General features: G+C 62.7%; 22 protein-coding genes. 13 read left to right on the top strand and 9 right to left on the bottom strand.

Going from position 1 to position 20,514, the window contains the following annotated elements; all coding sequences use genetic code 11:
- Positions 1 to 31: 31 nt before the first annotated feature.
- A complete protein-coding gene (locus HCO70_RS23190; protein WP_172300279.1) occupies positions 32 to 1,270 on the bottom strand; it encodes a Hint domain-containing protein in 1,239 nt (412 codons plus the stop codon).
- 562 nt (positions 1,271 to 1,832) lie between these two features.
- Between HCO70_RS23190 and HCO70_RS23195 the strand changes: the two genes are divergently transcribed.
- The 5 genes from HCO70_RS23195 to HCO70_RS23215 all read left to right on the top strand — a co-directional run bounded on the left by HCO70_RS23195 (position 1,833) and on the right by HCO70_RS23215 (position 8,095).
- Complete coding sequence (locus HCO70_RS23195) at positions 1,833 to 3,326, top strand: alkaline phosphatase (RefSeq protein ID WP_172300280.1); 1,494 nt, start codon at positions 1,833 to 1,835, stop codon at positions 3,324 to 3,326.
- Positions 3,327 to 3,424: 98 nt separating this feature from the next.
- The gene (locus HCO70_RS23200) at positions 3,425 to 3,850 is read left to right on the top strand and encodes a hypothetical protein (RefSeq protein WP_172300281.1); all 426 of its coding nucleotides are present in this window, start codon (positions 3,425 to 3,427) and stop codon (positions 3,848 to 3,850) included.
- Complete coding sequence (locus HCO70_RS23205) at positions 3,847 to 4,527, top strand: ABC transporter ATP-binding protein (RefSeq protein WP_172300282.1); 681 nt, start codon at positions 3,847 to 3,849, stop codon at positions 4,525 to 4,527. The genes HCO70_RS23200 and HCO70_RS23205 overlap by 4 nt, the downstream gene beginning before the upstream one ends.
- Positions 4,527 to 5,840 (top strand): ABC transporter permease, encoded by a 1,314-nt coding sequence (locus HCO70_RS23210; protein ID WP_172300283.1) that lies wholly within the window; start codon positions 4,527 to 4,529, stop codon positions 5,838 to 5,840. The genes HCO70_RS23205 and HCO70_RS23210 overlap by 1 nt, the downstream gene beginning before the upstream one ends.
- Before the next feature lie 98 nt (positions 5,841 to 5,938).
- On the top strand, positions 5,939 to 8,095 hold the full coding sequence (locus tag HCO70_RS23215; RefSeq protein ID WP_172300284.1) for an esterase-like activity of phytase family protein: 2,157 nt from the start codon (positions 5,939 to 5,941) through the stop codon (positions 8,093 to 8,095).
- A gap of 82 nt (positions 8,096 to 8,177) precedes the next feature.
- Here HCO70_RS23215 and HCO70_RS23220 read toward each other — a convergent pair whose 3' ends face one another.
- A complete protein-coding gene (locus tag HCO70_RS23220; RefSeq protein ID WP_172300285.1) occupies positions 8,178 to 8,399 on the bottom strand; it encodes a hypothetical protein in 222 nt (73 codons plus the stop codon).
- Positions 8,400 to 8,574: 175 nt separating this feature from the next.
- Between HCO70_RS23220 and HCO70_RS23225 the strand changes: the two genes are divergently transcribed.
- Both HCO70_RS23225 and HCO70_RS23230 read left to right on the top strand, forming a co-directional pair.
- Positions 8,575 to 8,781, top strand: a complete 207-nt coding sequence (locus tag HCO70_RS23225; protein WP_253913442.1) for a PLD nuclease N-terminal domain-containing protein — start codon at positions 8,575 to 8,577, stop codon at positions 8,779 to 8,781.
- On the top strand, positions 8,774 to 9,874 hold the full coding sequence (locus tag HCO70_RS23230) for an AI-2E family transporter (protein WP_172300286.1): 1,101 nt from the start codon (positions 8,774 to 8,776) through the stop codon (positions 9,872 to 9,874). The genes HCO70_RS23225 and HCO70_RS23230 overlap by 8 nt, the downstream gene beginning before the upstream one ends.
- On the opposite strand, the gene HCO70_RS23235 is transcribed toward HCO70_RS23230, so the two are convergent.
- The 3 genes from HCO70_RS23235 to HCO70_RS23245 all read right to left on the bottom strand — a co-directional run bounded on the left by HCO70_RS23235 (position 9,875) and on the right by HCO70_RS23245 (position 11,110).
- Positions 9,875 to 10,300, bottom strand: coding sequence for a hypothetical protein (locus tag HCO70_RS23235; protein ID WP_172300287.1), 426 nt, complete (start codon positions 10,298 to 10,300; stop codon positions 9,875 to 9,877).
- A 147-nt stretch (positions 10,301 to 10,447) separates the two neighbouring features.
- A complete protein-coding gene (locus HCO70_RS23240) occupies positions 10,448 to 10,795 on the bottom strand; it encodes a phage holin family protein (RefSeq protein WP_172300288.1) in 348 nt (115 codons plus the stop codon).
- Positions 10,796 to 10,801: 6 nt separating this feature from the next.
- Positions 10,802 to 11,110 carry a YqjD family protein gene (locus HCO70_RS23245; RefSeq protein WP_172300289.1) on the bottom strand — a complete coding sequence of 103 codons (309 nt, stop codon included), beginning with the start codon at positions 11,108 to 11,110 and terminating at the stop codon, positions 10,802 to 10,804.
- Between the two features lie 197 nt (positions 11,111 to 11,307).
- Between HCO70_RS23245 and HCO70_RS23250 the strand changes: the two genes are divergently transcribed.
- Positions 11,308 to 11,481, top strand: a complete 174-nt coding sequence (locus HCO70_RS23250) for a DUF1328 domain-containing protein (protein WP_172300290.1) — start codon at positions 11,308 to 11,310, stop codon at positions 11,479 to 11,481.
- 119 nt (positions 11,482 to 11,600) lie between these two features.
- On the opposite strand, the gene HCO70_RS23255 is transcribed toward HCO70_RS23250, so the two are convergent.
- Positions 11,601 to 12,416, bottom strand: coding sequence for a response regulator (locus HCO70_RS23255; protein ID WP_371742319.1), 816 nt, complete (start codon positions 12,414 to 12,416; stop codon positions 11,601 to 11,603).
- Positions 12,417 to 12,547: 131 nt separating this feature from the next.
- Here HCO70_RS23255 and HCO70_RS23260 point away from each other — a divergent pair, with 131 nt between their 5' ends.
- From HCO70_RS23260 to HCO70_RS23275, 4 genes are read left to right on the top strand one after another with little or no spacing between them, the layout of a single operon-like run.
- Entirely contained in the window at positions 12,548 to 12,700 is a 153-nt protein-coding gene (locus HCO70_RS23260) for a NepR family anti-sigma factor (protein ID WP_172300291.1), read from the top strand.
- Positions 12,690 to 13,271, top strand: a complete 582-nt coding sequence (locus HCO70_RS23265) for an RNA polymerase sigma factor (protein WP_172300292.1) — start codon at positions 12,690 to 12,692, stop codon at positions 13,269 to 13,271. The genes HCO70_RS23260 and HCO70_RS23265 overlap by 11 nt, the downstream gene beginning before the upstream one ends.
- Positions 13,268 to 15,016, top strand: a complete 1,749-nt coding sequence (locus HCO70_RS23270; protein WP_172300293.1) for a sensor histidine kinase — start codon at positions 13,268 to 13,270, stop codon at positions 15,014 to 15,016. The genes HCO70_RS23265 and HCO70_RS23270 overlap by 4 nt, the downstream gene beginning before the upstream one ends.
- A 7-nt stretch (positions 15,017 to 15,023) precedes the next feature.
- On the top strand, positions 15,024 to 16,571 hold the full coding sequence (locus tag HCO70_RS23275; protein ID WP_172300294.1) for a phospholipase D family protein: 1,548 nt from the start codon (positions 15,024 to 15,026) through the stop codon (positions 16,569 to 16,571).
- Here HCO70_RS23275 and HCO70_RS23280 read toward each other — a convergent pair.
- The 3 genes from HCO70_RS23280 to HCO70_RS23290 form a co-directional block, all read right to left on the bottom strand.
- Positions 16,568 to 17,209, bottom strand: a complete 642-nt coding sequence (locus tag HCO70_RS23280; protein WP_253913443.1) for a bifunctional 2-polyprenyl-6-hydroxyphenol methylase/3-demethylubiquinol 3-O-methyltransferase UbiG — start codon at positions 17,207 to 17,209, stop codon at positions 16,568 to 16,570. The genes HCO70_RS23275 and HCO70_RS23280 overlap by 4 nt on opposite strands.
- 198 nt (positions 17,210 to 17,407) lie before the next feature.
- Positions 17,408 to 18,349 carry a PRC-barrel domain-containing protein gene (locus HCO70_RS23285; RefSeq protein WP_172300295.1) on the bottom strand — a complete coding sequence of 314 codons (942 nt, stop codon included), beginning with the start codon at positions 18,347 to 18,349 and terminating at the stop codon, positions 17,408 to 17,410.
- 348 nt (positions 18,350 to 18,697) lie between these two features.
- Positions 18,698 to 19,987: a flavin-dependent oxidoreductase gene (locus tag HCO70_RS23290; protein ID WP_253913458.1), complete on the bottom strand. Its 1,290-nt coding sequence runs from the start codon at positions 19,985 to 19,987 to the stop codon at positions 18,698 to 18,700.
- A 133-nt stretch (positions 19,988 to 20,120) separates the two neighbouring features.
- Between HCO70_RS23290 and HCO70_RS23295 the strand changes: the two genes are divergently transcribed.
- Complete coding sequence (locus tag HCO70_RS23295) at positions 20,121 to 20,489, top strand: winged helix-turn-helix domain-containing protein (protein ID WP_172300297.1); 369 nt, start codon at positions 20,121 to 20,123, stop codon at positions 20,487 to 20,489.
- Positions 20,490 to 20,514 lie beyond the last annotated feature (25 nt).

A 20,514-nucleotide genomic window follows, 5' to 3' on the forward strand; every position in this document is an offset into this window, starting at 1 on the left:
CCGGCCGATCTACCTGCGCCGTCGGGGCTGTCTAGTCCGACATAAGTGCGCGGGCCTCGTAGGCGCGCAAAACCGGTCTGGCCGGCGCGCCGAATGTTTCAGTATCCCTTTCTAAATGCGGGAAGACTCGGAAGAGTTCCGCCCTGGCCGCATTATCCAGTGTCGACAGTCCGTTTGCGCCCGGGTGAAAGCTTTCTGCCTCCAACCCATTGGCGTAGACGATCTCGTGGCTATCGAAGCTGAAGTGGTAATAGGTCACGTCGTCGGTACCATTCTCCACAGTCACACTGTGATCGTTGACCAGCGCCTTTGCCGGAACCAGCAGTTCATCTTCGCCAAACATCGCGTCGCAACGCCAGTTGCCGATCAGAACCCGATGCTGTTGCGAAACTAGCAGGTCGCGCTCCGGCAGGGTTGAACCAAACGCTCTGGCCCTGATCCGGATCGGCCGCAGGTTTGGCTGACGGGCCAGTTCCGACGCGTGCAGAACCCGCCGCGCGATCCAGCGTAGCGGCTGATAGCCGTGGTCCTTGGTCAGAACCATGTCACCGGGCATCAGATCCTCAACCCGTTTGATACCTTCCTGTACGCGGATCCCGGTTCCGGCGGCAAAACAGATAGGCGGTGGCATTTCGTCCGCGAAGTCGATGTTCACATTGGTCCGGTGCCCACCGGCCACATCGAGCTCAAGGCAGATCGTCTTCTCTTCGCCATTGGCGTGAAGATAGGTGACTTCGTATGCGGCCGGGCGGCAGTCGTCCGTTTCCTCCAGACGATAGCTTGCATCCCCGAATGCATCGCCGTTCGCATCTCCACCCTCGCCATGACCGTAAAGGTTCGTCGCAGTGAATGTGGGAGAGATTGCATTGCCCTGCGCGTCCAGCGCGGTGAAACTCAACACATTGGCCAGGTTCAACTGATCCATCGACTGCATGTTTTTCACGTGCAGGCGGAAATTCCCTTCGAAGTCGCTGACATTCACCTCGACCGTGTCGACTTCGCAGCCGCGGCCATCATAGGCGATCGTGACATCCTCACCCGCATCCTGGCCGGTGCCGTCAAGCTGGGTGTAGGTATCCTGTCCGCTATACTTCTGCATCGTGGCGATTGAGTGGTCGTCGAATGCGCCACCCGGATTGTCGATCCGTACCTGATCCCGATCGTCGATGTCCGCCTGGTAAACCCGGGCACCCTCTGTTCCGTTCGCATGACCGGAATCGCTTCCCGGCTTGGAATGACCTGTATTCTTGTCCGAATTCGACACACTCATGATGGCTGCCCTCGCATTGGCACGATCCTATTTCTAGGGAACACCTCAGCCACAACAAAGCCTGGATTTTGACAATTTTTCGTAAATTATGGCGTGTTTGTGTTGAAAATCAGTCAACTACTGCCGACGAATACTCGTTTCGGGTTTCAGCCATACCTTTACCCAACGTCGTTCAAGTTGCCTCGCCTCTCTCAATCAGCGCGAATTGAACGAATTATACAGTGTCCATATTCAATTAACCTTTGACCAGGCTGCCACGTCACGCGAATCGCACCTGCTCCCGGGTTTTCGGAGCGCGAAGTGAATATGGCGGAAACTGGGCACCGACACGCCGGCGTTCCGTCTCCGGACCACTGGGGATCCGCGCCGAAAAGCCTGACGGAAGGTCCGGGTTACGGCAACCGACAGCTGCTGGCCTGCCCGGCTTCGGGCCCGTTTCCGGGGACCAGCCGGCGTACGAATGCGGTCCCTCCAAGGTGTCACGAAAGCTTCATGTGACTTTTACACGTTCAACACACCTGCGTCCGAAGCAGCAGGTGGAACCATTCCAGGGAGTTTCCACATGAAGACCTTATGCATTTCCGCAGCCGCGCTGGCTGCGGCCACAACCGTCAATGCACAAACCATCGTCCAGATGGACAGCGACTGGTACTCGGCTGGCCAGGAATACATCCAGGCTGAACTCGCACGGATGGCGAACACCGCCCAGGCCAAGAACGTGATCCTGATGATCGCAGACGGCAACGGCGTCGGCACCAACTACGCCACCCGCCTGTTCATGGGCCAGCAGGAAGGTGGCCTGGGCGAAGACTACGTTCTGCCCTACGAGCAGCCCGGCTTCTACAGCGCGCTGGTCAAAACCTACAACATCAACGCCCAGACGCCGGACTCGGCACCCACCGCCGGCTCGATGAACACCGGTGTCAAACAGCGCTTCAACCTGATCAACCTCGGCGAAGACGCGATCCACGACGATTGCTCGACCGTCGAAGGTAACGAACTGACCCTGTTCTCGGAACTGATGACCGAGATGGGCAAGTCCGTAGGCATCGTTTCCACTGCCCGTATCACCCACGCCACTCCGGCTGCCGTCTACGCAAAGACCGCGAACCGGAACTGGGAAGACGAAATCCCGGAAGGTTGCACCGCCCAGGCGGACATCGCGACCCAGTTGATCGACGCCATGGAAGCCGGCACTGTCGATTTCGCCATGGGTGGCGGCGGCCGTTACTTCCTGCCCGAAGGCATGGAACTGGGCGGTCTGGGCGGTCATCGTCCTGATGACACCAACCTGATCGAACGCGCCGAAGGACTGGGCGCTGCCTTCGTCACCGATCAGGCCGGCTTTGACGGTCTCGACCTTGCTTCGGATGCCCCGGTCCTCGGTCTCTACGAAAACAGCCACATGCTCTACGAGGCAGACCGCGAGAACGAGCCGTCGCTGGCCGAGATGACCGCTGCAGCCATCGAGTACCTGTCGAAAAACGAGAACGGCTACTACCTCGAGGTCGAAGCCGGGCGTATCGACCACGGCAACCACGCCGGCAACGCCTACCGCACCCTGACCGACGGTGTGGCCTGGGCCGAGGCCGTCGCGCTGGCCGACGAGATGACCGATGACGCGGACACGCTCATCGTCGTGACCGCCGACCACGAGCACGCCATCGCGTTCAACGGCTACTGCGGCCGTGGCTCGCCGATCACCGGCCTCTGCTACGACGTCGCGCAAACCGGCATCGAGCATTCGGGCGAGGCGCTCACCGCCGCCGACGGCAAACCCTACACCGTCATCGGTTACCTGAACGGCGCAGGCTCGCTCCTGACCGAACAGTCGGACGGTTCTTTTGCCGCGCCGGAAGGCCGCGCTGAATTGACCAACGAAGAAGCCATGGACCCGGACTTCCTGCAGCAGGCTATGCTGCCGATGTCGTCGGAAACCCACTCGGGTGAAGACGTCGCTGTCTATGCCAAAGGCCCCTGGGCGCATCTCTTCGACGGGACGATCGAGCAGAACATCATCTTCCACGTGATGATGCACGCCGCGACCGCCGAGTAAGGCGTCCTTTTTTCCTTACTGCGGGAGGGCCCCCTGACGTGGGGCCCTCTTCGAATTAGAATTCGGGCAACCTTCCCGAACCGATTCCGGAGGATCCGATGCTTACCCGCCGCACATTGCTGCTTTCCGCTCTGGCCGCCCCATTCGTATCGCCCGCGTCTGCCGCCAACGACAATACGCTGAAGATGCGCGAGCTCTACGGCATGGGCCACGGCTTTTCCGACCTTGCCTATCAGCTCGATGGAAACCGGATAACTGTCGAAGGCTACATGGCGCCGCCGCTCAAGGCCGACAGCCAGTTTTTCGTGCTCACCCGCATTCCGATGTCCGTCTGCCCGTTCTGCGAGACCGAAGCGGAATGGCCCGATGACATCATGGCCATTTACACCAAGCGGGTGATCGACGTGGTCCCGTTCAATGTGAAGATCAAGACCAGCGGCTTGCTGGAAATGGGCAGCTACAAGGATCCCGACACCGGGTTCCTCAGCCTCATTCGCCTGACCGACGCAACTTACGACCGATGACCCTGCCGCTCAGCGTGGCCGACCTGGCCATCCACAGTCCCGGCGGACCTGCAATCCTGACGTTGGACCGGCTGGAACTGCCTGCGGGGATGCTGCTGGGCGTGCGCGGCCCGTCGGGTGCCGGCAAGTCCACGTTGATCTATGCGTTGGCGGGCCTCTGGGAAAAAGCCAGCGGCCAGGTTCACTGGGGTGATACGGAAATCCTTTCCCTCGGCGATCGCCGGCGCACCGCTTTCCGCGCGCAGAACATGGGGATGATCTTTCAGGACTTCCTGCTGTTCGAGGAACTCACCGCGCAGGGCAATGCCGAGCTCGCGTCGATGTTCCGCCGTCGCGCCGACCGCTCCGACATTTCGCTGCGCGCCGCCGACCGTCTGCGCCACCTCGGTCTGCCCGAAACCGCCCGCTCCGTCGCCAGCTTCTCTGGCGGAGAGCGCCAGCGCGTTGCCGTCGCGCGCGCCCTCGCCCACAACCCGGCGATCCTGCTCGCTGACGAACCCACCGCCAGCCTGCACCGCGAAGCGGCCGACGCCCTGATCGGCGACCTGACCGCGCTCGCCAGAGACGCCGGCACGACCCTGATCGCCGTCAGCCATGACCTGCACCTGCTGGACAGGATGGATCGCGTTCTGACCATCGAGGACGGTCGTGTCACCGAGGACCGGATGGCCGCCTGATGGAGGGTCTCTGGAACAGCCTGCCGGTTCTTGCGCAGGACCTGATCGTCAGCATCGCGCTGATCCTGCCGATCCTCATCGCGGCGGTCCTGCTGATCCGTGGTTATGCCCCCTTCCCGCTCGCCCACGCGATCTTGTGGCGGTTCCGCTGGGCCAACCTGATGTTCATCCTGCTGATTGCCGTCTCGGTCGGCATGGGCATCGGCCTGATCGCGCAGGAACGCGGGTTGCGGCGCGGCATGGCCAATTCCGCCGACAAGTTCGACCTCGTTGTCGCCGCCCCCGGCAGCGAGTTGACGATGATGCTGGCCACCGTATTCCTGCAGCCCTCCGATGTGGGCCTGCTCGACGGTAACGCCTTTAATGAAGTGGCCGGACACGAGAACGTCAGCATCGCCGCCCCCATCGCTTTTGGCGACAGCTTCAACAACGCGCCTGTCGTCGGCACCACCGCCGAATTCGTCACCTACCTTACCGACGGAGAGCTGGACGGCCGGCTCTGGGAAACACATGAAGAGGCCGTCACCGGCGCCGCCGTCGATCTGGCAATCGGCGACAGCTTCACTCCCGCCCACGGCGTCGGCGATGCCGCCGAGGAACACGCCCACGAAGGCGCGGGTTTCACCGTCGTCGGACGCATGCCGCGTACCGGCACCCCCTGGGACCGCGCCATCCTGATCCCTATCGAAGCGGTGTGGGAGGTGCACGGCCTCGCCAACGGCCATGCCCCGGAATCCGGCGAACAGATCGGCCCGCCCTACGATGCCAAGTTCTTTCCAGGCACCCCCGCCATCATTGTCCGGGCCGATGCGCTGTGGGCCAATTACGCGCTCCGCTCCGAATTCACCCGCGACAACCAGATGATGGCTTTCTTCCCCGGCTCAGTGCTGGCCAACCTCTACCGCGTGATGGGCGACGTACGTCAGGCAATGTCGCTGATGTCCGTCGTCACTCAGGTCCTCGTCGCCGCCAGCGTGCTGCTCGGCCTGTTCATTCTCACCCGTCTGTTCCAGCGGCAGGTCGCGATGCTGCGCGCGCTCGGCTCGCCGCGCCGTTTCATCATGGCTGTGATCTGGCTCTACGGCGTGCTGCTGCTTGCGGCCGGCACCGCACTGGGCGTCGCGCTCGGCTTCGCCGCCTCCGCCGTCCTGTCCCGCATCGTGACGCTGCGCACCGACATCCTCGTCGAGGCCAGCCTCGGCTGGTCAGAGATCCATCTCGCCCTCGCCTTCCTGTCGATCACCAGCGTGCTCGCCCTGATCCCGGCCTTCGCGCTGATGCGCCAACCCGTCGTCGCGAACCTGCGCGCCTGAATTTCAGGCAGCCCACAGTCAATCCGCAATCTGTCACCAAACTGTCGCGCAACCCCGTTAGCCCGAGCCGGCATAAAGCAACGAGGGGAGATTCCGACATGCTCTGCAGACTTCTCCTTGCAGCCTCCACGCTGGCCCTTGCCGCCGGCGCCGAGGCGCAAGTCTTCAACCGCATCGCCAGCTACCCGGTATCCGAGAACTCCGGCGCCGACATGGACACCGAAACTTCGCCCGAGATCATCTCGGTGACCGAGGACGGCATGACGCTGGTCTATTCCGACAGCCCGCTGGGCGTGATCGGCATGGTCGACATCACCGACCCCTCCGCGCCCGTGGGCAAGGGCACTGTCGAGATGGACGGCGAACCCACCGCGGTTTCCGTCATCGGCACCATCGCCTTCGCTGGCGTGAACACGTCGGAAAGCTACACCAACCCGTCGGGCAAGATGGTCTCCATCGACACCGCAACCGGCGAGATCACCGGTGAATGCGTCCTGTTCGGCCAGCCGGACTCCACCGCGCCCGCCAAGGACGGTTCCTTCGTCGCCATCGCCATCGAGAACGAGCGCGACGAGGATGCCGGCGACGGCGGTCTGCCGCAGATGCCCGCCGGCGCGCTGCAGATCGTTCCCGTCGCCGACGGCGCCATGGATTGCGACGGCATCATCACCGTCGAGATGACTGGCCTCGCCGACATCGCACCGGAAGACCCGGAGCCGGAATTCGTCGACACCAACAGCCTCGGCCAGATCGCCGTGACGCTGCAGGAAAACAACCACATCGTCATCGTGAACCCGGACGGAACCATCGCCAACGACTTCTCGGCCGGCGCTGTGGACCTCAAGAACATCGACACCAAGGAAGAAGGCGCCCTCGTCTTCACCGACAGCCAGGATGGCCGCCTGCGTGAGCCCGACGCGGTTCAGTGGCTGGACGACGACCGCATTGTCATCGCCAACGAAGGCGACTGGAACGGCGGCTCGCGCGGCTTCACCATCTTCAACAAGGATGGCACCGAGCTTTACGAGAACGGCACCGGCATCGAGTACGAGGCCATCATGGCCGGCCACTACCCGGAAGACCGCTCCGGCAACAAGGGCGTGGAACCGGAAGGCATGGAAGTCGGCTTCTTCGGCGACGACACCTACATCTTCCTCCTGCTGGAACGCGCCAACCTGGTCGGCGTCTACAAGGACACCGGCGGCGACCCGGAATTCGTTCAGCTCCTGCCCTCGGGCATCGGGCCGGAAGGCGCCTACGCGATCCCGTCTCGGAACCTGGTCGTGACCGCCAACGAGGCAGACCTTGGCCCCGACGGCGGCATCCGCGCCCATGTCATGATCTACGAACTGGGCGACGGCCCCGCCGCCTATCCGCAGATCAAATCCACCATGGATGGCGACGTGCCGATCGGCTGGGGCGCCCTGTCGGGCCTTGCCGCCGACGCGACCGAAGACGGCAAGCTCTATGCCATCTCCGACAGCTACTACGGCATGCAGCCGGCGATCTTCACCATCGACGCCACCCAGACCCCCGCGCTGATCACTGACAAGCTGGTCATCACGCGTGAGGGCGTTCCGGCCCAGGGCATCGACCTCGAGGGTGTCTTCGCCAACGAAGACGGCACCTTCTACGTCGCCTCCGAAGGCCGCCTCGACCGTGGCATCCTGCACGCGATCTACCATGTCGCCGACGATGGCGAGATCGAAGAGACGATCCCCTTCCCCAAGGAGATCATGGCGGTCGAACGCCGCTGGGCCGCCGAGGGCGTGACCCGCATCGGCGACACCCTGTGGGTCGCCATCCAGCGCGGCTTTGACGACGATCCGGAGAACCAGGTCAAACTGCTCTCTTACGATCTCGAGTCGAAGGAATGGGGTGGCGTTGCCTACCCGACCGAGCCGGTGGAAAGCGGCTGGGTCGGCCTCAGCGACATCACCTACGCCGGTGGCGACGTGATCTACATCATCGAGCGTGACAACCAGATCGGCGGCAATGCCAAGCTAAAGGCGCTGTACTCGGTGCCGCTCAGCGATCTGGAGCCTGTCGCCCTGACCGAGGAACTGCCGCTGGTCTCCAAGACCCTCGTGCACGACTTCATCCCCGACCTGCAGGCTCTCAATGGCTTCGTGGTCGACAAGATCGAAGGTTTCACCATCGACGTCGAAGGCCACGCATTCGCCGCCACCGATAATGACGGTGTCGACGACAGCTCGGGCGAGACCCTGTTCTTCAAAGTCGACATGGACATGTAAGACGCGCACAGCGCGGACAAAAAAGAACCGCCGCGTGCCCCGGGTACGCGGCGGTTTCTTTTTGTCTGGCCCCAACGCCGCGCTAGTCGGCGAACCCCAGACGGTTCAATGCGGTCCGTGCGATGCTGGAACTGGCGGAGTTCTTGGACAGAACCGCCTCGTTCAGCTGATGCACGATCCTATGCAATTCGCGCTCGTGCAGGCGTTTCTGCACGAACTCATGCAATTCGCTGGCAGACAGGCTGTTGATCCTGCGTGCCAGCCCAATATGGGCGGCAGACGCCCCCTCACTGTCCCATTTCATGAATTTTTTATGACCCGCCGGGACGATTCGGTAAAGCGTTAAGGACTTCTCTGACCGACGGTTTCTGTGGACAAAATACTCAACGACGTGACGTCAGATCGGGAACCTCTTTTGCTTCCGCAGCGTTAGTCCCAAAGCGGATTTCCGCGCATGTTTCCGAACCTGGAGAATGACGATGGCCGAACTCAGTATGTTTGAACTCAGCGGTATCGGAGGGCTGATCCTGCTTGCCCTCGATGTCTATGCACTGGTGAATATCTTCCAGTCGCGTACGTCCACCGGCGGCAAGGTGGCCTGGGTTCTCGGCGTGGTCGTCTTCCCGTTCCTGGGCTTCCTCGTGTGGCTGTTCTTCGGCCCGCGCAAAGCCCAGCAGCATGCCTGACGGTAAGGTCCGCCGCAGCCTGTTACCGCGGCCCGTCATCGCTTCGTGGATCGCCGTCGGCCTTGCGGCCGGCGGTGCTATTCTTTCCGCGACAGAGCCAATTCTGGCGCCGATGGTGCTGGCGCTGGTGACAGGCATCGTGCTGTCGCCGATTGCGGTCTCATGGGAACGCGTCGGCATCCCGCATCGCTTCGGTGCGCTGATCAATCTGGTCTTCGCACTGTTCCTGATAGGCGGCGTGCTGCTGCTCCTGCAGCCGGTTGCCGTGAGGCTTGCGGAACAGGCACCCAAGGTCGCGTCGGATGTCGAGCAATCTCTCCGCGATCTGCGCGCGTCGCTGCGTGGGCTTACCGAGATGTCGAAAGACGTGGCAGAGGCCATCTCGCTTGATGACCCGGCTTCAACTGTTTCCATTGTTCCCGCCGCCGAAGAGTCTGCGCCGGCCGAGTCCGCCCCCGTGCCGTCGGTCGCCGACGCACTCTGGCTGGCACCCTCGATCCTGGCGCGTGTCGCGGTTTTTGCAGGTACGCTGTTCTTCTTCCTCGCCACGCGGGAAGACATCTATCGCTGGCTGTCGCGGCACATTCCCGGCCGTGACGACAGCGAAGATATCGAACGACGGCTGCTAGAGGCGGAATGGCGCGTGTCGCGCTACTTTCTGACAATCGCGATGATCAATGCCGGCCTCGGCGTGGCCGTCTTCATCGTCACCAGTCAACTGGGCGTGCCCGGCGCAGCGGTCTGGGGCCTGCTGGCGTTTCTCGCCAATTTTGTCCTCTACCTTGGCCCGGCCTGCTTTGCCCTGGCGCTGCTCTATGCCGGCATTGCGGCCTTCGACGGTCCGATGACCCTGCTCCCGACAGCTTGCTACCTGGGCATGAACTTCATCGAGGGCCAGTTCGTTACCCCGGCACTGGTCGGCCGGCAGATGCAGATAAATCCGCTGGTTGTCTTCCTGTCGGTGATTTTCGGGATCTGGCTATGGGGACCGATTGGCGGGATCGTGGCGATCCCGATCATGGTCTGGCTTCTGGTCCTGCACGACACGCGGCCGGCGAAAGAAGTCCCACCGACCACAGCCGACAAGGCCTGATCAGATATCTGCCACGCCGGGCAATGTCTTAAGCTCTTCGCGGCTTTGCTCGGCGTGGACAACAAAGCTCTTCAGTTCCACGCCACCTCGCTCCTCGACCTGAAGCCGGTCGAAGCTGACTTTCACGCGGTCGCCACTGACACCCAGCAGGCCGCCGGTCAGCCGCACCACTGCGTCCGTGATCTGCCCGGTATCGGAGACCACCAATTCCGCCACGCTTCCGACCACCTTGTCGCGATTGTCGACGACGACGGCACGCATCAGTGCATCCACATCGACCTCGGTGAAATACAGCCGATCTTCGGGAACGAATACGGCGGACGAACTCGCCGGCACAGTCACCGGCTTGTCGGACGCTTCCATCTGGATGCCGGCAAGCGCCGGTACTGCGATGACGGAAGCCAGGATAAGTGTTCTGGTCAGCATGGGTTTGCCCCTTGTTCCAGCGTAGGATCTTGAAGGGAAAACGCATGCGCGCCGCTAAAGTTTCGGTTCGGGTCAATAACTTTCTGAAAAGCATTAAAATACCGCGCCATTCCGGCGCGGCTTTGTCGATTTCACGTTGCTTGCCGGTTAGTCGTCACCCTTGGGCTTGGTGCGCGACGAAGCGATTCCGGCCCCAAACCCTTGCATGAACGCCGCCAGGATGGTGGTCACGGCGGATGCGGGCGTCGGCGGCGGGGCGGGAGGCGGAGGCGGAGCACGTTTCACCGCAGCCATGGCCAGCAGGATCAGCCCCAGGCCCGCATAAACTGCGGCGACGACCAGCGTGGCCACCAAAGCATCATGCGCCTGTTCCAGCGCGATCCACCCTGCCGCGGTCAGGAAACCCAGCGCAACAAGTAGCAGCAGAACACCAACAAGGCCCAGCGCGGAACGCCGGGCCAGTTCGCGCAACTGGTAGCGCAGTCCATAGAACACGTGGGCCTACTTCCTTCCGAGGATCACACCAACAAGAAAGCCGACACCGGCGGCAATGCCAACAGCCATTGCGGGATTTTCTCGAACGGACGCTTCGGCCTGTTCGTAGGCCTCCAGACCCTTCACTTTCGCCTGACCTACCGCTGCCTCGCCTTGCTCCCGCAGTTGCGCGGCGCGGGTTTTGCCCATCGTCTTCATGGTTTCGGTCAGCGCCGTGATATCGGCCTTCAGCGTGGCGATCTGCGCCTGCAACTCTTCGACATCCTTCGATGTGGACGTTCCGTTGCTTTTCGGTGTGGAGGCGGCGGTTGCCATGTCAAAACTCCTTGCTTCAAACAGTTCTCTGACGCGCGCTCGCGCGCGATTCTTGGAGATTTAACGCAATTATAGGCCAACGGTTCCCGGTTTCGGCAGAAATCTTTTTGGGAACTCTGGCACGAAAACCGGCGTTTCTTCCCCAATACGACGCGTCATGGGACGCGGACGAAGCTCAAATGCAGGAGGTATGAGACATGCTTGGTTGGGCTCTTACTTTTCTGGTCGTCGCGCTGATAGCAGCGTTGTTCGGCTTTGGTGGCGTCGCCTCGGCTTCTGCCGGGATCGCCCAGGTACTGTTCTTCGTCTTCCTGGTCTTGTTCGTGATCGCGCTTATCGCCCGCGCGGTTCAGGGCAAGCCGCCAGTGTAGGACGAGAAAGGCGCGGAGCGGTTCGCCGCTCCGCGCCAACTATTTCCTTGGCACATTCGTGTCTTCGTTTCTGTCGCGCAGAAGAATAAAGCCGACAGCCGCCGAAACGGCTGATCAGCTCACGCTTCCAAAGTCTCCGTACTCGCAAAGAACATCGCCTGGCTTACCGCCGAGCGCACCTGCTCTTCCGAATAGGGCTTGGTGATGACAAAGGCCGGCTCCGGCCGTTCCCCTGTCAGCAGGCGTTCCGGGAAAGCGGTGATGAATATCACGGGAGTTTCGCGGGCACCCTTGAGGATCTCGTTCACCGCATCGATACCGGACGAACCGTCGGCAAGCTGGATATCCGACAGGATCAGGTCCGGTCGTTCCTTCTCTGCCAGCGACACAGCGCCGGAGGCGGTACGGGCAACGCCTGTGATCGCATGACCCATATCGGCAACGATCCCCTGCAGGTCCATCGCAATGATCGCTTCGTCTTCGATCACCAGAACACTGCCTTTCACGCTGTCCTCCATCTCGCGACGCGCGATCGACACCAGTTCTTTCACTTCGTCGATGTCGGTTTGCATGATCTCGGCAATCTCTTCGACCGAGAACTCTTCGACCGTGTGCAGCAAAAGCGCCTCGCGGGTGTTCGCGGTCAGCTTCTCGAGATGGCGTTGAGCCCGCTTCGCGATACCGATGTCTTCGCCACCCTCGACGGGGGCACCGGCACTGCTCCAGATCAGGTGGAAGGCGCGGAACAGCGCCACCTTGTCGGATAATCCCTGATCGAAGACCGACCGGTCGACCAGCAACGCCTCCAGCGTTGCTGCAGCGTAGTTATCCCCTGACGACTGACTCCCCGTAAGCGCGCGCGCATAGCGGCGAAGATAGGGTAGCAGCCCGGCCACTTTCACCGACAGGAAATCACTCTCTTTGTCCATTGGCATGGTCAGTCCCATTTTTTTGCATTTTCATGGAACCAAACGCTCGGCGGCGCGTTCGGTTCCCGACTCTGACGGAAAAAATGCGCGCATGAAAAACGTCGCGCAAGGGTGGGCGTCGTGAATTGGAAGGTAGGATGAATCGAGAACGGGACCAATCGCATCTGGAGCAGCAGATCGATGAGAACCTCCGCAAGGTCTATCAAAGGACCGTGGAAGAGGAGGTTCCCGACCGGCTGTTGAGCTTGCTTAAGCAGCTCAAGGAGCAGGATGCACCAAATGAACGCTGACGCTGCGTCCGGTAAGGACCCGCGCGACGAAGTGGTTGAGCATTTGCCGGCCATGCGCGCGTTCGCAATGAGTTTGACGCGGGAATCCGCAGCAGCCGATGATCTTGTGCAGGACACGATCCTGAAAGCCTGGAAGAATTTCGACAAATTCTCCAAGGGCACAAATCTGCGCGCCTGGCTGTTCACGATCCTTCGCAACACGTTCTATTCGAACCTGCGCAAAAGCCGCCGCGAGGTGCCCGACGTGGACGGCGCGATGGCAGCTACGCTTTCGGAAAAGCCCGCGCATGATGGCAGGCTGGCAATGGCCGATTTCGAAAAGGTGTTCGCCGACCTGCCGGTAGAACAGCGCGAGGCGCTCATCCTGGTCGGCGCGTCGGGCCTCTCCTACGAGGAAGCGGCCGAAACCTGCGGTGTGGCAATCGGGACGATCAAGAGCCGTGTAAACCGCGGTCGTGCGCGGTTGGTGGAATTGCTGAACCTTAACGATGATGAAGCGCTCGAGATGACCGACAGTGCTACCCTCGCGGTTGTGACCAATACCGCTCTGCCGAGGAAGAACATCGCTTGATCGCGAAACTTCGGGAGACGAGCCAGTCGCTGACCTTTCGGATCGCGGCGTTACTGGCGCTTGCGCTGCTGCCGATCGGATTGATCTCGGTGGCAACGACCTTCCAGCTATTGCGTCAGGCTGACCGCAAGGCCGAAACGAACCTCCTCGCTCTGACCTCCGAGGCGGCGGCGCCAGAGGAATCTTTTGTGCGTACCGGCATCGGGGCGGCGACGATGTTCGCCTCGATGATCCCGGGCCTGAAGGACACCGACTGGGATTGCCAGGTCGCGATGCGCAATTTCGTCGAGCAGTCAGAAGCCTACATCTTCGCGGGCTACGTTACCGCGGACGGGACCATCGAATGCGCCTCCGACGGGGAAGGCATGGATGTCTCCAGCCGCGAGATCTACAAGGACATGGTCGCGGATCCACGCATGCGCGTAACCGTAGCGCCAGAGGCTGCCGTCTCCCGGACGTCCGTGGTCCTTATCGGCGTCCCCGTTATCTCGAATGGCGCTTTTGACGGTTACGTCGCCGTCTCGCTGCCGCACGGGGCCCTTTTCCGGCCGCTGGACGAGATCTCCGCCGACCGGCCGCTCAACCTGCTGACCTACAACTCGGATGCCGAGCCTCTGACAGCCAGCGGCGGCCTGGACACTGCGTCGCAATTCCTGCCCGCCAACGTCGCCCTGGAAGATCTCGTCGTCGACGAGGAACTGGCGTTTATCGACTACACGCGGAATGGCGACCTTCGTGTGTTTGCCGTTGTGCCCATCGTCGAAGGACAGGTGTTTGCGCTGGGCAGCTGGGCCCATGAGCGCAATGCGGTGCTTGAGGGCCTCAGTATCACCAGTTCGATGTTTTTCCCGATTGCCATGTGGCTGGTTTGTCTTGGCGTGGCCTTTTTCGCCGTGCAGCGGATGGTGATCCGGCCAACCCGCAACCTGCGCGCGCGAATGCTGCAATTCATGCGCTCGCGCCGGCTTACGGAACCGAAGGACGACCGCGCTGTCCCTCGCGAGCTTCGCGACATGGAAGACACCTGGATGCGGCTGGCCGAGAACGTGCTGCATGACGAGGCGGAGCTGTACGACACCATTCACCAGCGCACCGTGCTGCTGAAGGAAGTGCATCACCGCGTGAAGAACAACCTGCAGCTCATCGTCTCGATCCTGAACATGAAGGTGCGCAATGCAGAACGGGGATCCGAGGTGCGATATGCGCTCGGCGATATCCGTGACCGCGTGATGGGTATCGCCAGGGTTCACCAGAATCTCTACGAAACCTCCACCGCTGAGCGGGTCCATGTCGGTGAGCTTCTGCGCACCATCGTCACACAGATCGTGCAGTCCGGCATTTCTCATCCCGAAGACATCGACTTCACCGAGCATTACGACGATATCGTCGTCTATCCCGACCAGGCGGTTCCGCTGGCGCTGGCTGTGACCGAATTGCTGACCAACGCCTTGAAGCACTTTGGCGACCCGCAGCAAACCCGGCCGAGCCTTTCGGTAAGTCTGAACCGTGATGGCGAGAACCGCGCCAAGCTCGTGGTCTGCAACTCGATCTGCGATCAGCCTACAGAGGGCGAACCGCCCGCCGGCTCCGGGCTTGGCCTCGCGCTGGTGACAGCCTTCAGTCAGCAGATCGAGGGGACCGCGGAAACCGAACAGGACGAGGAACAATTCTGCGTCACGCTGCGTTTCCCAATCGCCGAGTTTGTTGAAAGTGATCTGCCCGCCGAGCTTGCCCTGGCGGAGTAACCCCGCGATGAAAGATATGGCCCAGGCAAAGGCCTCCGCACCGGAGGTGTTGATCACGGCGGAGGAAGCCTACCCCGTTTTCGAACGGCGGGTTCTGGCTGCGCGCGAGCAGATCGTCATGGGCTTCCGCATTTTCGACCCGACTACCCGGCTGCACTCCGAAGAGGCCAAAGCTGTCGGCGACACCTGGGCCGATCTTCTGCTCGACGCGCTGGAACGCGGTGTCCGCATAGAGATCCACCTGTCAGATTTCGATCCAGTCGCGGCAACCGACCTGCATGAGATCTGCTGGCGTTCGGTCCGCGTGCTTTGCGGTGTCCGCGAGATCGCCGGCCCCGCCGGCAAGAACCTGACAGTCCACCCCGAAATCCACCCGGCCAAGACCGGCGCCGTCGCCCGGGTCTTCTTCTGGCCCTTCGTCGCCGCCAAGATGCGCCAGCTCGTGCGCCGGATCGAACAGGACAACCCGGCATCACACCGCCGCCGTGTGCTGAAATACATCCCCGGCTTCGCCTACCTGCACGATCGCTACAAAGGGCGCCCGGTCTTTTCCTTTCCGGCCTCGCATCATCAGAAGCTGGCGAGTTTCGACGACCGTTGGCTCTATATCGGCGGGCTCGACTTGAACGAACGGCGCTGGGATCGCAAGGACCACGACCGCCCCGCACAGGAAACCTGGCACGACGTTCAGGTGCTGGTCGACGATCCCGAGGCCGCCACATCGGCCCGCCGCCACCTCGAATGCTACAACGCCACCGCCGCCGGCCATCACGAGGTGATAGACACACCGGGGATTCTGCGCACCCTGTCCCAGGATCAGAGCCATCGCAGGCCGTGGTCAATGGCGCCCCGCACCATCGTGCATGAACTGGCCGACATCCATCACGAGGGCATCCGCAAGGCGAAACGCCTGATCTATCTCGAAACCCAGTTCTTCCGCGACCGGAAGCTGGCCAGCGCGCTGGCCCGCCGCGCGCGCGAGAACCCCGATCTGCATCTCATCCTGATCCTCCCCGCCGCGCCGGAAACCGTCGCCTTCTTCAAGAACCCGAAACTCGACGGCCGCTACGGCGACTTCCTGCAGTCGCGGTGCCTGCGCAAGATCCGCCGCGCCTTTCATGGTCGCCTGCTGATCGCCAGCCCGGTGCAGCAACGGCGCACCAACGGCGTCGATGTCGATGCCGACCGCGCCAGCCTCGCCGACGCCCCGATCATCTATGTCCATGCCAAGGTCTCGATCTTCGATGACGAGCTCGGCATCATCTCCTCCGCGAACCTCAACGGCCGCTCCCTGCGCTGGGATACCGAGGCTGGCGTCGCATTCCGCGAACCGGAGAATGTCATGCGCCTGCGAGAGCAGGTCATCCGGCACTGGCTGCCCGACGACCCGGAGGCTTTGACGCCCGAGTCCGGCTTTGCCCATTGGCGGAAAATCGTGCGGGAAAACAACACCCTGCCGCCGGAAGACCGCCACGGCTACCTCGTGCCCTACGACCGGAAAGCGGCCGAGGCCACGGCCCTGCCGCTCCCCGGCATGCCCGAGGAAATGGTCTAGCCTGCGTTTCCGACCCGGCGCAGCAAGGTCACGTTGTCCAGTACAGTGGCCGTCTGCCCGTCCGGCCCGTTGGCAATCCGCTCCATCCCACCGACCTGAACGCGTTCCCAGTCGCCCTCATTGACCAGAAGACTCGCCAGCGTCTCTTCCGCCGTCGGGAACTGCGCATCCTCATCCGACCAGGACCACGGCGCCCGCGACCCGTGATCCACGATCAGCAGATGGCCCCCACGTGCCACTGCCTGCGCCGCACGTTGAAAAACCGCCTCACGCGGGTGAGCGGCCAGAAAGCTCGCCGCGATGAGGTCATAGAGCCCTTCCGGAAACGTCTGTGTCAGATCGTGCCGCTCGAACGCGATCCGGTCCGCAACGCCAGCCTTCGCCGCATTCGCGGCGGCATAGTCCAGCGCGGTCTGTGAAATCTCCACCGCGGTCACGGTCCAGCCCTGTCCCGCCAGCCAGACGGCGTCGTCGCCCTTCCCGCACCCCAGTTCCAGCGCCCGGCCCGGAGCGAGCGGTTCGACGAACCGGCGAAGCATCTCTCCGGGCCGTCCGCTCGAGGCCGGAGAACCGGAGCTATAGCGCGCCTCCCAGAAGCCCGCCTGATCTGCCCGCATTTCCTCGATCCAGCTGCCCATCGCGTTTTCTCCAGTTACGTACTTTCACAAGTTACGTGACTGATCCGACGCCGTCAACTCAGGAAACATCTCTTGTTACGTGAAAACCCGGGAGCATTCGCTGCTCGCCGGAACAGCCACCGCACCAGAAGAAAACCGCGCATAAAAAAGGGCCGCGCCTAAGCGCGGCCCAGGTAGTTCTCATGTCAGCCGTTCGGCTTACCCGTTGTATTCCGGGCGCTGCTCCAGCTGCTCTTTGGTGGCCGAGACATGCACTTCGACATTCTCGCTGTCGGCATTCCGGATCACCTGCAGCTCATCAAAGTCGATGGCAATGCGGTGTTCGCCGATGCCCAGGAAACCGCCAACGTCGACGATCGCCTTCTCGATGGTGCCGTCTTCTGCAATGACAAGATCCGACACTTCGCCGACATTCTCTTCTTCCGGACCGTAAACACTGGTGCCCTCGATCATCTCGGCGGTCAGGTCGACCATCTCGACGGTCTCGAAGCCATCACGCTGAACGTCCGGGGCGGTCCAGCCGCTCTCGTCCGACGCCATCTCGGTATCGTCCGCCGGCATCGCTTCAATGCTGTCTTCCGAAGCCATCTCGCTGTCGGTCGACGTCGCATCGGCGGACGGTGTCATCGCCGGTTCATCACCGGCACCGGCGCTTTCCTGCTCGGTCGTTTCCGTCAGGCTGGCGTCGTCAGACTCGGTGCTCATCGGCAGCGCGTCCGACAAATCGAATTCCGGCGCGTCCTCGAACATGGCGCGGCTACCGCTCACGACGATGAAATAGTCGTCTGGGTTGTCGCTTTCGGTAACGAACTTCAGTTCGTCCATGCTCACGGCAATCTGGCGCTCGCCGATCCCGAGGAAACCGCCGATGTCCAGCAGAACCGCACGGACCTCACCGTCTTCGCCCAGCAGGATGTCGTTGATCTCGCCAACGTCTTCCCAGTCCTGGCGCGCCTCGGCGTTCCAGTCGGCATCCGCGTCGACGTCCATTTCGGACACGTAAAGGCGCTTGCCGATCAGGTCGCTGGCATAGTGGTCGCCAGCCTGGCTTTCGACGGCAAAGCTCGAAGAATCGGTCGCGGCAATCGCGGGGCCGGCCATAGCGGCGGCAAGTGCGGTAGTGATAAGCAGCTTACGCATAACAGTCTCCATCATGTTTGCGTTCGGGCGGTCGCGGCGCTGCGCGTCCGCCATTGCATTACCAACGCAGTCATGCCTCCGCTGTTCCCGCACCCAGCGGAAAAATCGCGGCAAGCGGCTGTTTTCAGGTAATAATCTCTTACCGATTCGGAGCGTTTACGGCGTTCGACGCGCCATTCGGCCTTGGAAAAAAGCGGCAGAGGGCACGCCTGCGCGAGAAACGGGACCGGGTCCGGCGTTTCGGTAAAAGGCGTCCCGCCGGACATACAAGGGCGCGCACGGGGCGAACAGACAGCACCTCGCGTGAAGCGCTCGGCTTGCCCGCTTCGCCACCATCGTCCGACGCCGCTAAGCGCCCAGTTCGACGCTCTCCGCCGTCACCCGTGCGCCCTCGGCAATCCGCCGCGGCGCCGCGTTCAGCTGCTCGATCGCAAACCCCGCCGCCGCCTTGTACTTCGCCATGAACGCATCGCGCTCCGCCGCCGGGATCACGTCGTCGATATTCTCGAACTCCCCGCCGCAGCGCTCATCGACCATGTTCAGCAGGCCGAAAGGCCCCGCACCCCGGTTCCGCAGGATCAGTTCCGACACCGGCCCGCACAGGTCCGCATCGAACGCCCGCAAGGCCGCCGCCGTCACACCGTGCTCAAGGAAACAAGTCCCCAGCACCCGCGCGTCGATGATCGCCTGGCTCGCGCCGTTCGACCCCGTCGGATACATCGCATGCGCCGCGTCGCCCATCAGCACCACACCGCCATCCACCCAGGTCTCCACCGGGTCACGGTCGATCATCGGGTTCTGATAGGCCACGTCCGCCCCGCGCAGCAGCGCCGGCACGTCCAGCCAGTCCCATTCCCAGCCGTCGAAATGATGCGCGAAGCTGTCGATCTCCACCTGCCTGAACCAGCCGCTCTGCTGCCAGCCCTCGGCATTGTCCATCGTGACCTCGGCGATCCAGTTGATCATCGCCAGCCCGGTCTCCGGATCGGGATGCGAGATCGGGTAGATCACCATCCGGTGCCGGTGAGTCCCAAGCCCGACAAAGGACGATCCCGTCCGGATCGGCTTGGCCATCGTCGTGCCGCGCCACATCACCGCGCCGCCCCAGTGGATCGGCGGCTGATCCGGGTGCATCTGCGCCCGCACCGCCGAATGGATCCCGTCCGCCCCGATCAGCAGCGTCCCGTCGGCCTCCGACCGGGTACCATCCGCATGCAGCACAAGCGCCGTGACCGACCCGTCCGCATTGTTGAGATACCCGGTCACCTTCTGACCCAGTCGCACAGCTTCCGTTCCGGCGCGCGCCACGAAGGTATCGTACAGCATCATGTGGAACCGCCCGCGATGCACGGCGTATTGCGGCCAGTCATACCCGGCCCCCAGCCCGCGCGGCTCGGAGTAAATGTCGTTTCCGTTCAGCCCGACCAGCGCCCATTCCCGCGCCGGCAGCCCGGTGCGGTCCATCTCCTCCGGCCCGATCCCCAGGTCGTAAAGCTCCCGCACCGCGTTCGGCTGGATGTTGATCCCGACGCCCAGCGGCTTCGGCTCCCGCACCTGCTCGAACACCACACAGGGCACCCCGATCTGCTCCAGCGTCAGGGCCAGCGACAGCCCGGCGATCCCGCCGCCCGCGATCAATACAGTCACACCGATCCCCTCCCGTTGGATTCCCGGTCGGGGCGATATGCCCGACCGGCCCCCGCGATGGCAACCCCGTTGCCAAGGCGATCCCATCTTGCCGCACTCCCGCCGATGCCCGAAGATCGCGCCCATGACCGACGCCCCCGACACCGCGCCCCGCCTGCGCCTGCGCATCGTCTTCGGCAGCGATGCCATGCTCGGCCCCGGCAAGGCCGACTTGCTGGAAGGCATTCGCGAGACCGGCTCCATCGCCGCCGCCGGCCGAGCCATGTCGATGAGCTACAAGCGCGCCTGGAGCCTTGTCGAGGAAATGAACGCCGCCTTCAGTGAGCCCCTGGTCACCAGCACCCGCGGCGGCACCAAGGGCGGGGGCGCCTCCCTGACCGAAACCGGCGAACAGGTCGTCGCCCATTACCGGCGGCTGGAGGAAATCGCGGGCGAGGCCGGCGGCACCGAAATCGAAGCCCTGCGCAGCCTTCTGCGCGACACCGGGAACTAAACCTTGCCGGCGCTGGTGAAAGCGA

The sequence above is a fragment of the Pseudoruegeria sp. HB172150 genome, assembly GCF_013184805.1.
Classification (GTDB): Bacteria; Pseudomonadota; Alphaproteobacteria; order Rhodobacterales; family Rhodobacteraceae; genus Psychromarinibacter.

Coding starts and splice junctions, on each gene's coding strand:
- HCO70_RS23190 (WP_172300279.1), bottom strand. CDS start 1,270: ATGAGTGTGTCGAATTCGGACAAGAATACAGGTCATTCCAAGCCGGGA.
- HCO70_RS23195 (WP_172300280.1), top strand. CDS start 1,833: ATGAAGACCTTATGCATTTCCGCAGCCGCGCTGGCTGCGGCCACAACC.
- HCO70_RS23200 (WP_172300281.1), top strand. CDS start 3,425: ATGCTTACCCGCCGCACATTGCTGCTTTCCGCTCTGGCCGCCCCATTC.
- HCO70_RS23205 (WP_172300282.1), top strand. CDS start 3,847: ATGACCCTGCCGCTCAGCGTGGCCGACCTGGCCATCCACAGTCCCGGC.
- HCO70_RS23210 (WP_172300283.1), top strand. CDS start 4,527: ATGGAGGGTCTCTGGAACAGCCTGCCGGTTCTTGCGCAGGACCTGATC.
- HCO70_RS23215 (WP_172300284.1), top strand. CDS start 5,939: ATGCTCTGCAGACTTCTCCTTGCAGCCTCCACGCTGGCCCTTGCCGCC.
- HCO70_RS23220 (WP_172300285.1), bottom strand. CDS start 8,399: ATGAAATGGGACAGTGAGGGGGCGTCTGCCGCCCATATTGGGCTGGCA.
- HCO70_RS23225 (WP_253913442.1), top strand. CDS start 8,575: ATGGCCGAACTCAGTATGTTTGAACTCAGCGGTATCGGAGGGCTGATC.
- HCO70_RS23230 (WP_172300286.1), top strand. CDS start 8,774: ATGCCTGACGGTAAGGTCCGCCGCAGCCTGTTACCGCGGCCCGTCATC.
- HCO70_RS23235 (WP_172300287.1), bottom strand. CDS start 10,300: ATGCTGACCAGAACACTTATCCTGGCTTCCGTCATCGCAGTACCGGCG.
- HCO70_RS23245 (WP_172300289.1), bottom strand. CDS start 11,110: ATGGCAACCGCCGCCTCCACACCGAAAAGCAACGGAACGTCCACATCG.
- HCO70_RS23250 (WP_172300290.1), top strand. CDS start 11,308: ATGCTTGGTTGGGCTCTTACTTTTCTGGTCGTCGCGCTGATAGCAGCG.
- HCO70_RS23255 (WP_371742319.1), bottom strand. CDS start 12,416: ATGCCAATGGACAAAGAGAGTGATTTCCTGTCGGTGAAAGTGGCCGGG.
- HCO70_RS23260 (WP_172300291.1), top strand. CDS start 12,548: ATGAATCGAGAACGGGACCAATCGCATCTGGAGCAGCAGATCGATGAG.
- HCO70_RS23265 (WP_172300292.1), top strand. CDS start 12,690: ATGAACGCTGACGCTGCGTCCGGTAAGGACCCGCGCGACGAAGTGGTT.
- HCO70_RS23275 (WP_172300294.1), top strand. CDS start 15,024: ATGAAAGATATGGCCCAGGCAAAGGCCTCCGCACCGGAGGTGTTGATC.
- HCO70_RS23280 (WP_253913443.1), bottom strand. CDS start 17,209: ATGGGCAGCTGGATCGAGGAAATGCGGGCAGATCAGGCGGGCTTCTGG.
- HCO70_RS23285 (WP_172300295.1), bottom strand. CDS start 18,349: ATGCGTAAGCTGCTTATCACTACCGCACTTGCCGCCGCTATGGCCGGC.
- HCO70_RS23295 (WP_172300297.1), top strand. CDS start 20,121: ATGACCGACGCCCCCGACACCGCGCCCCGCCTGCGCCTGCGCATCGTC.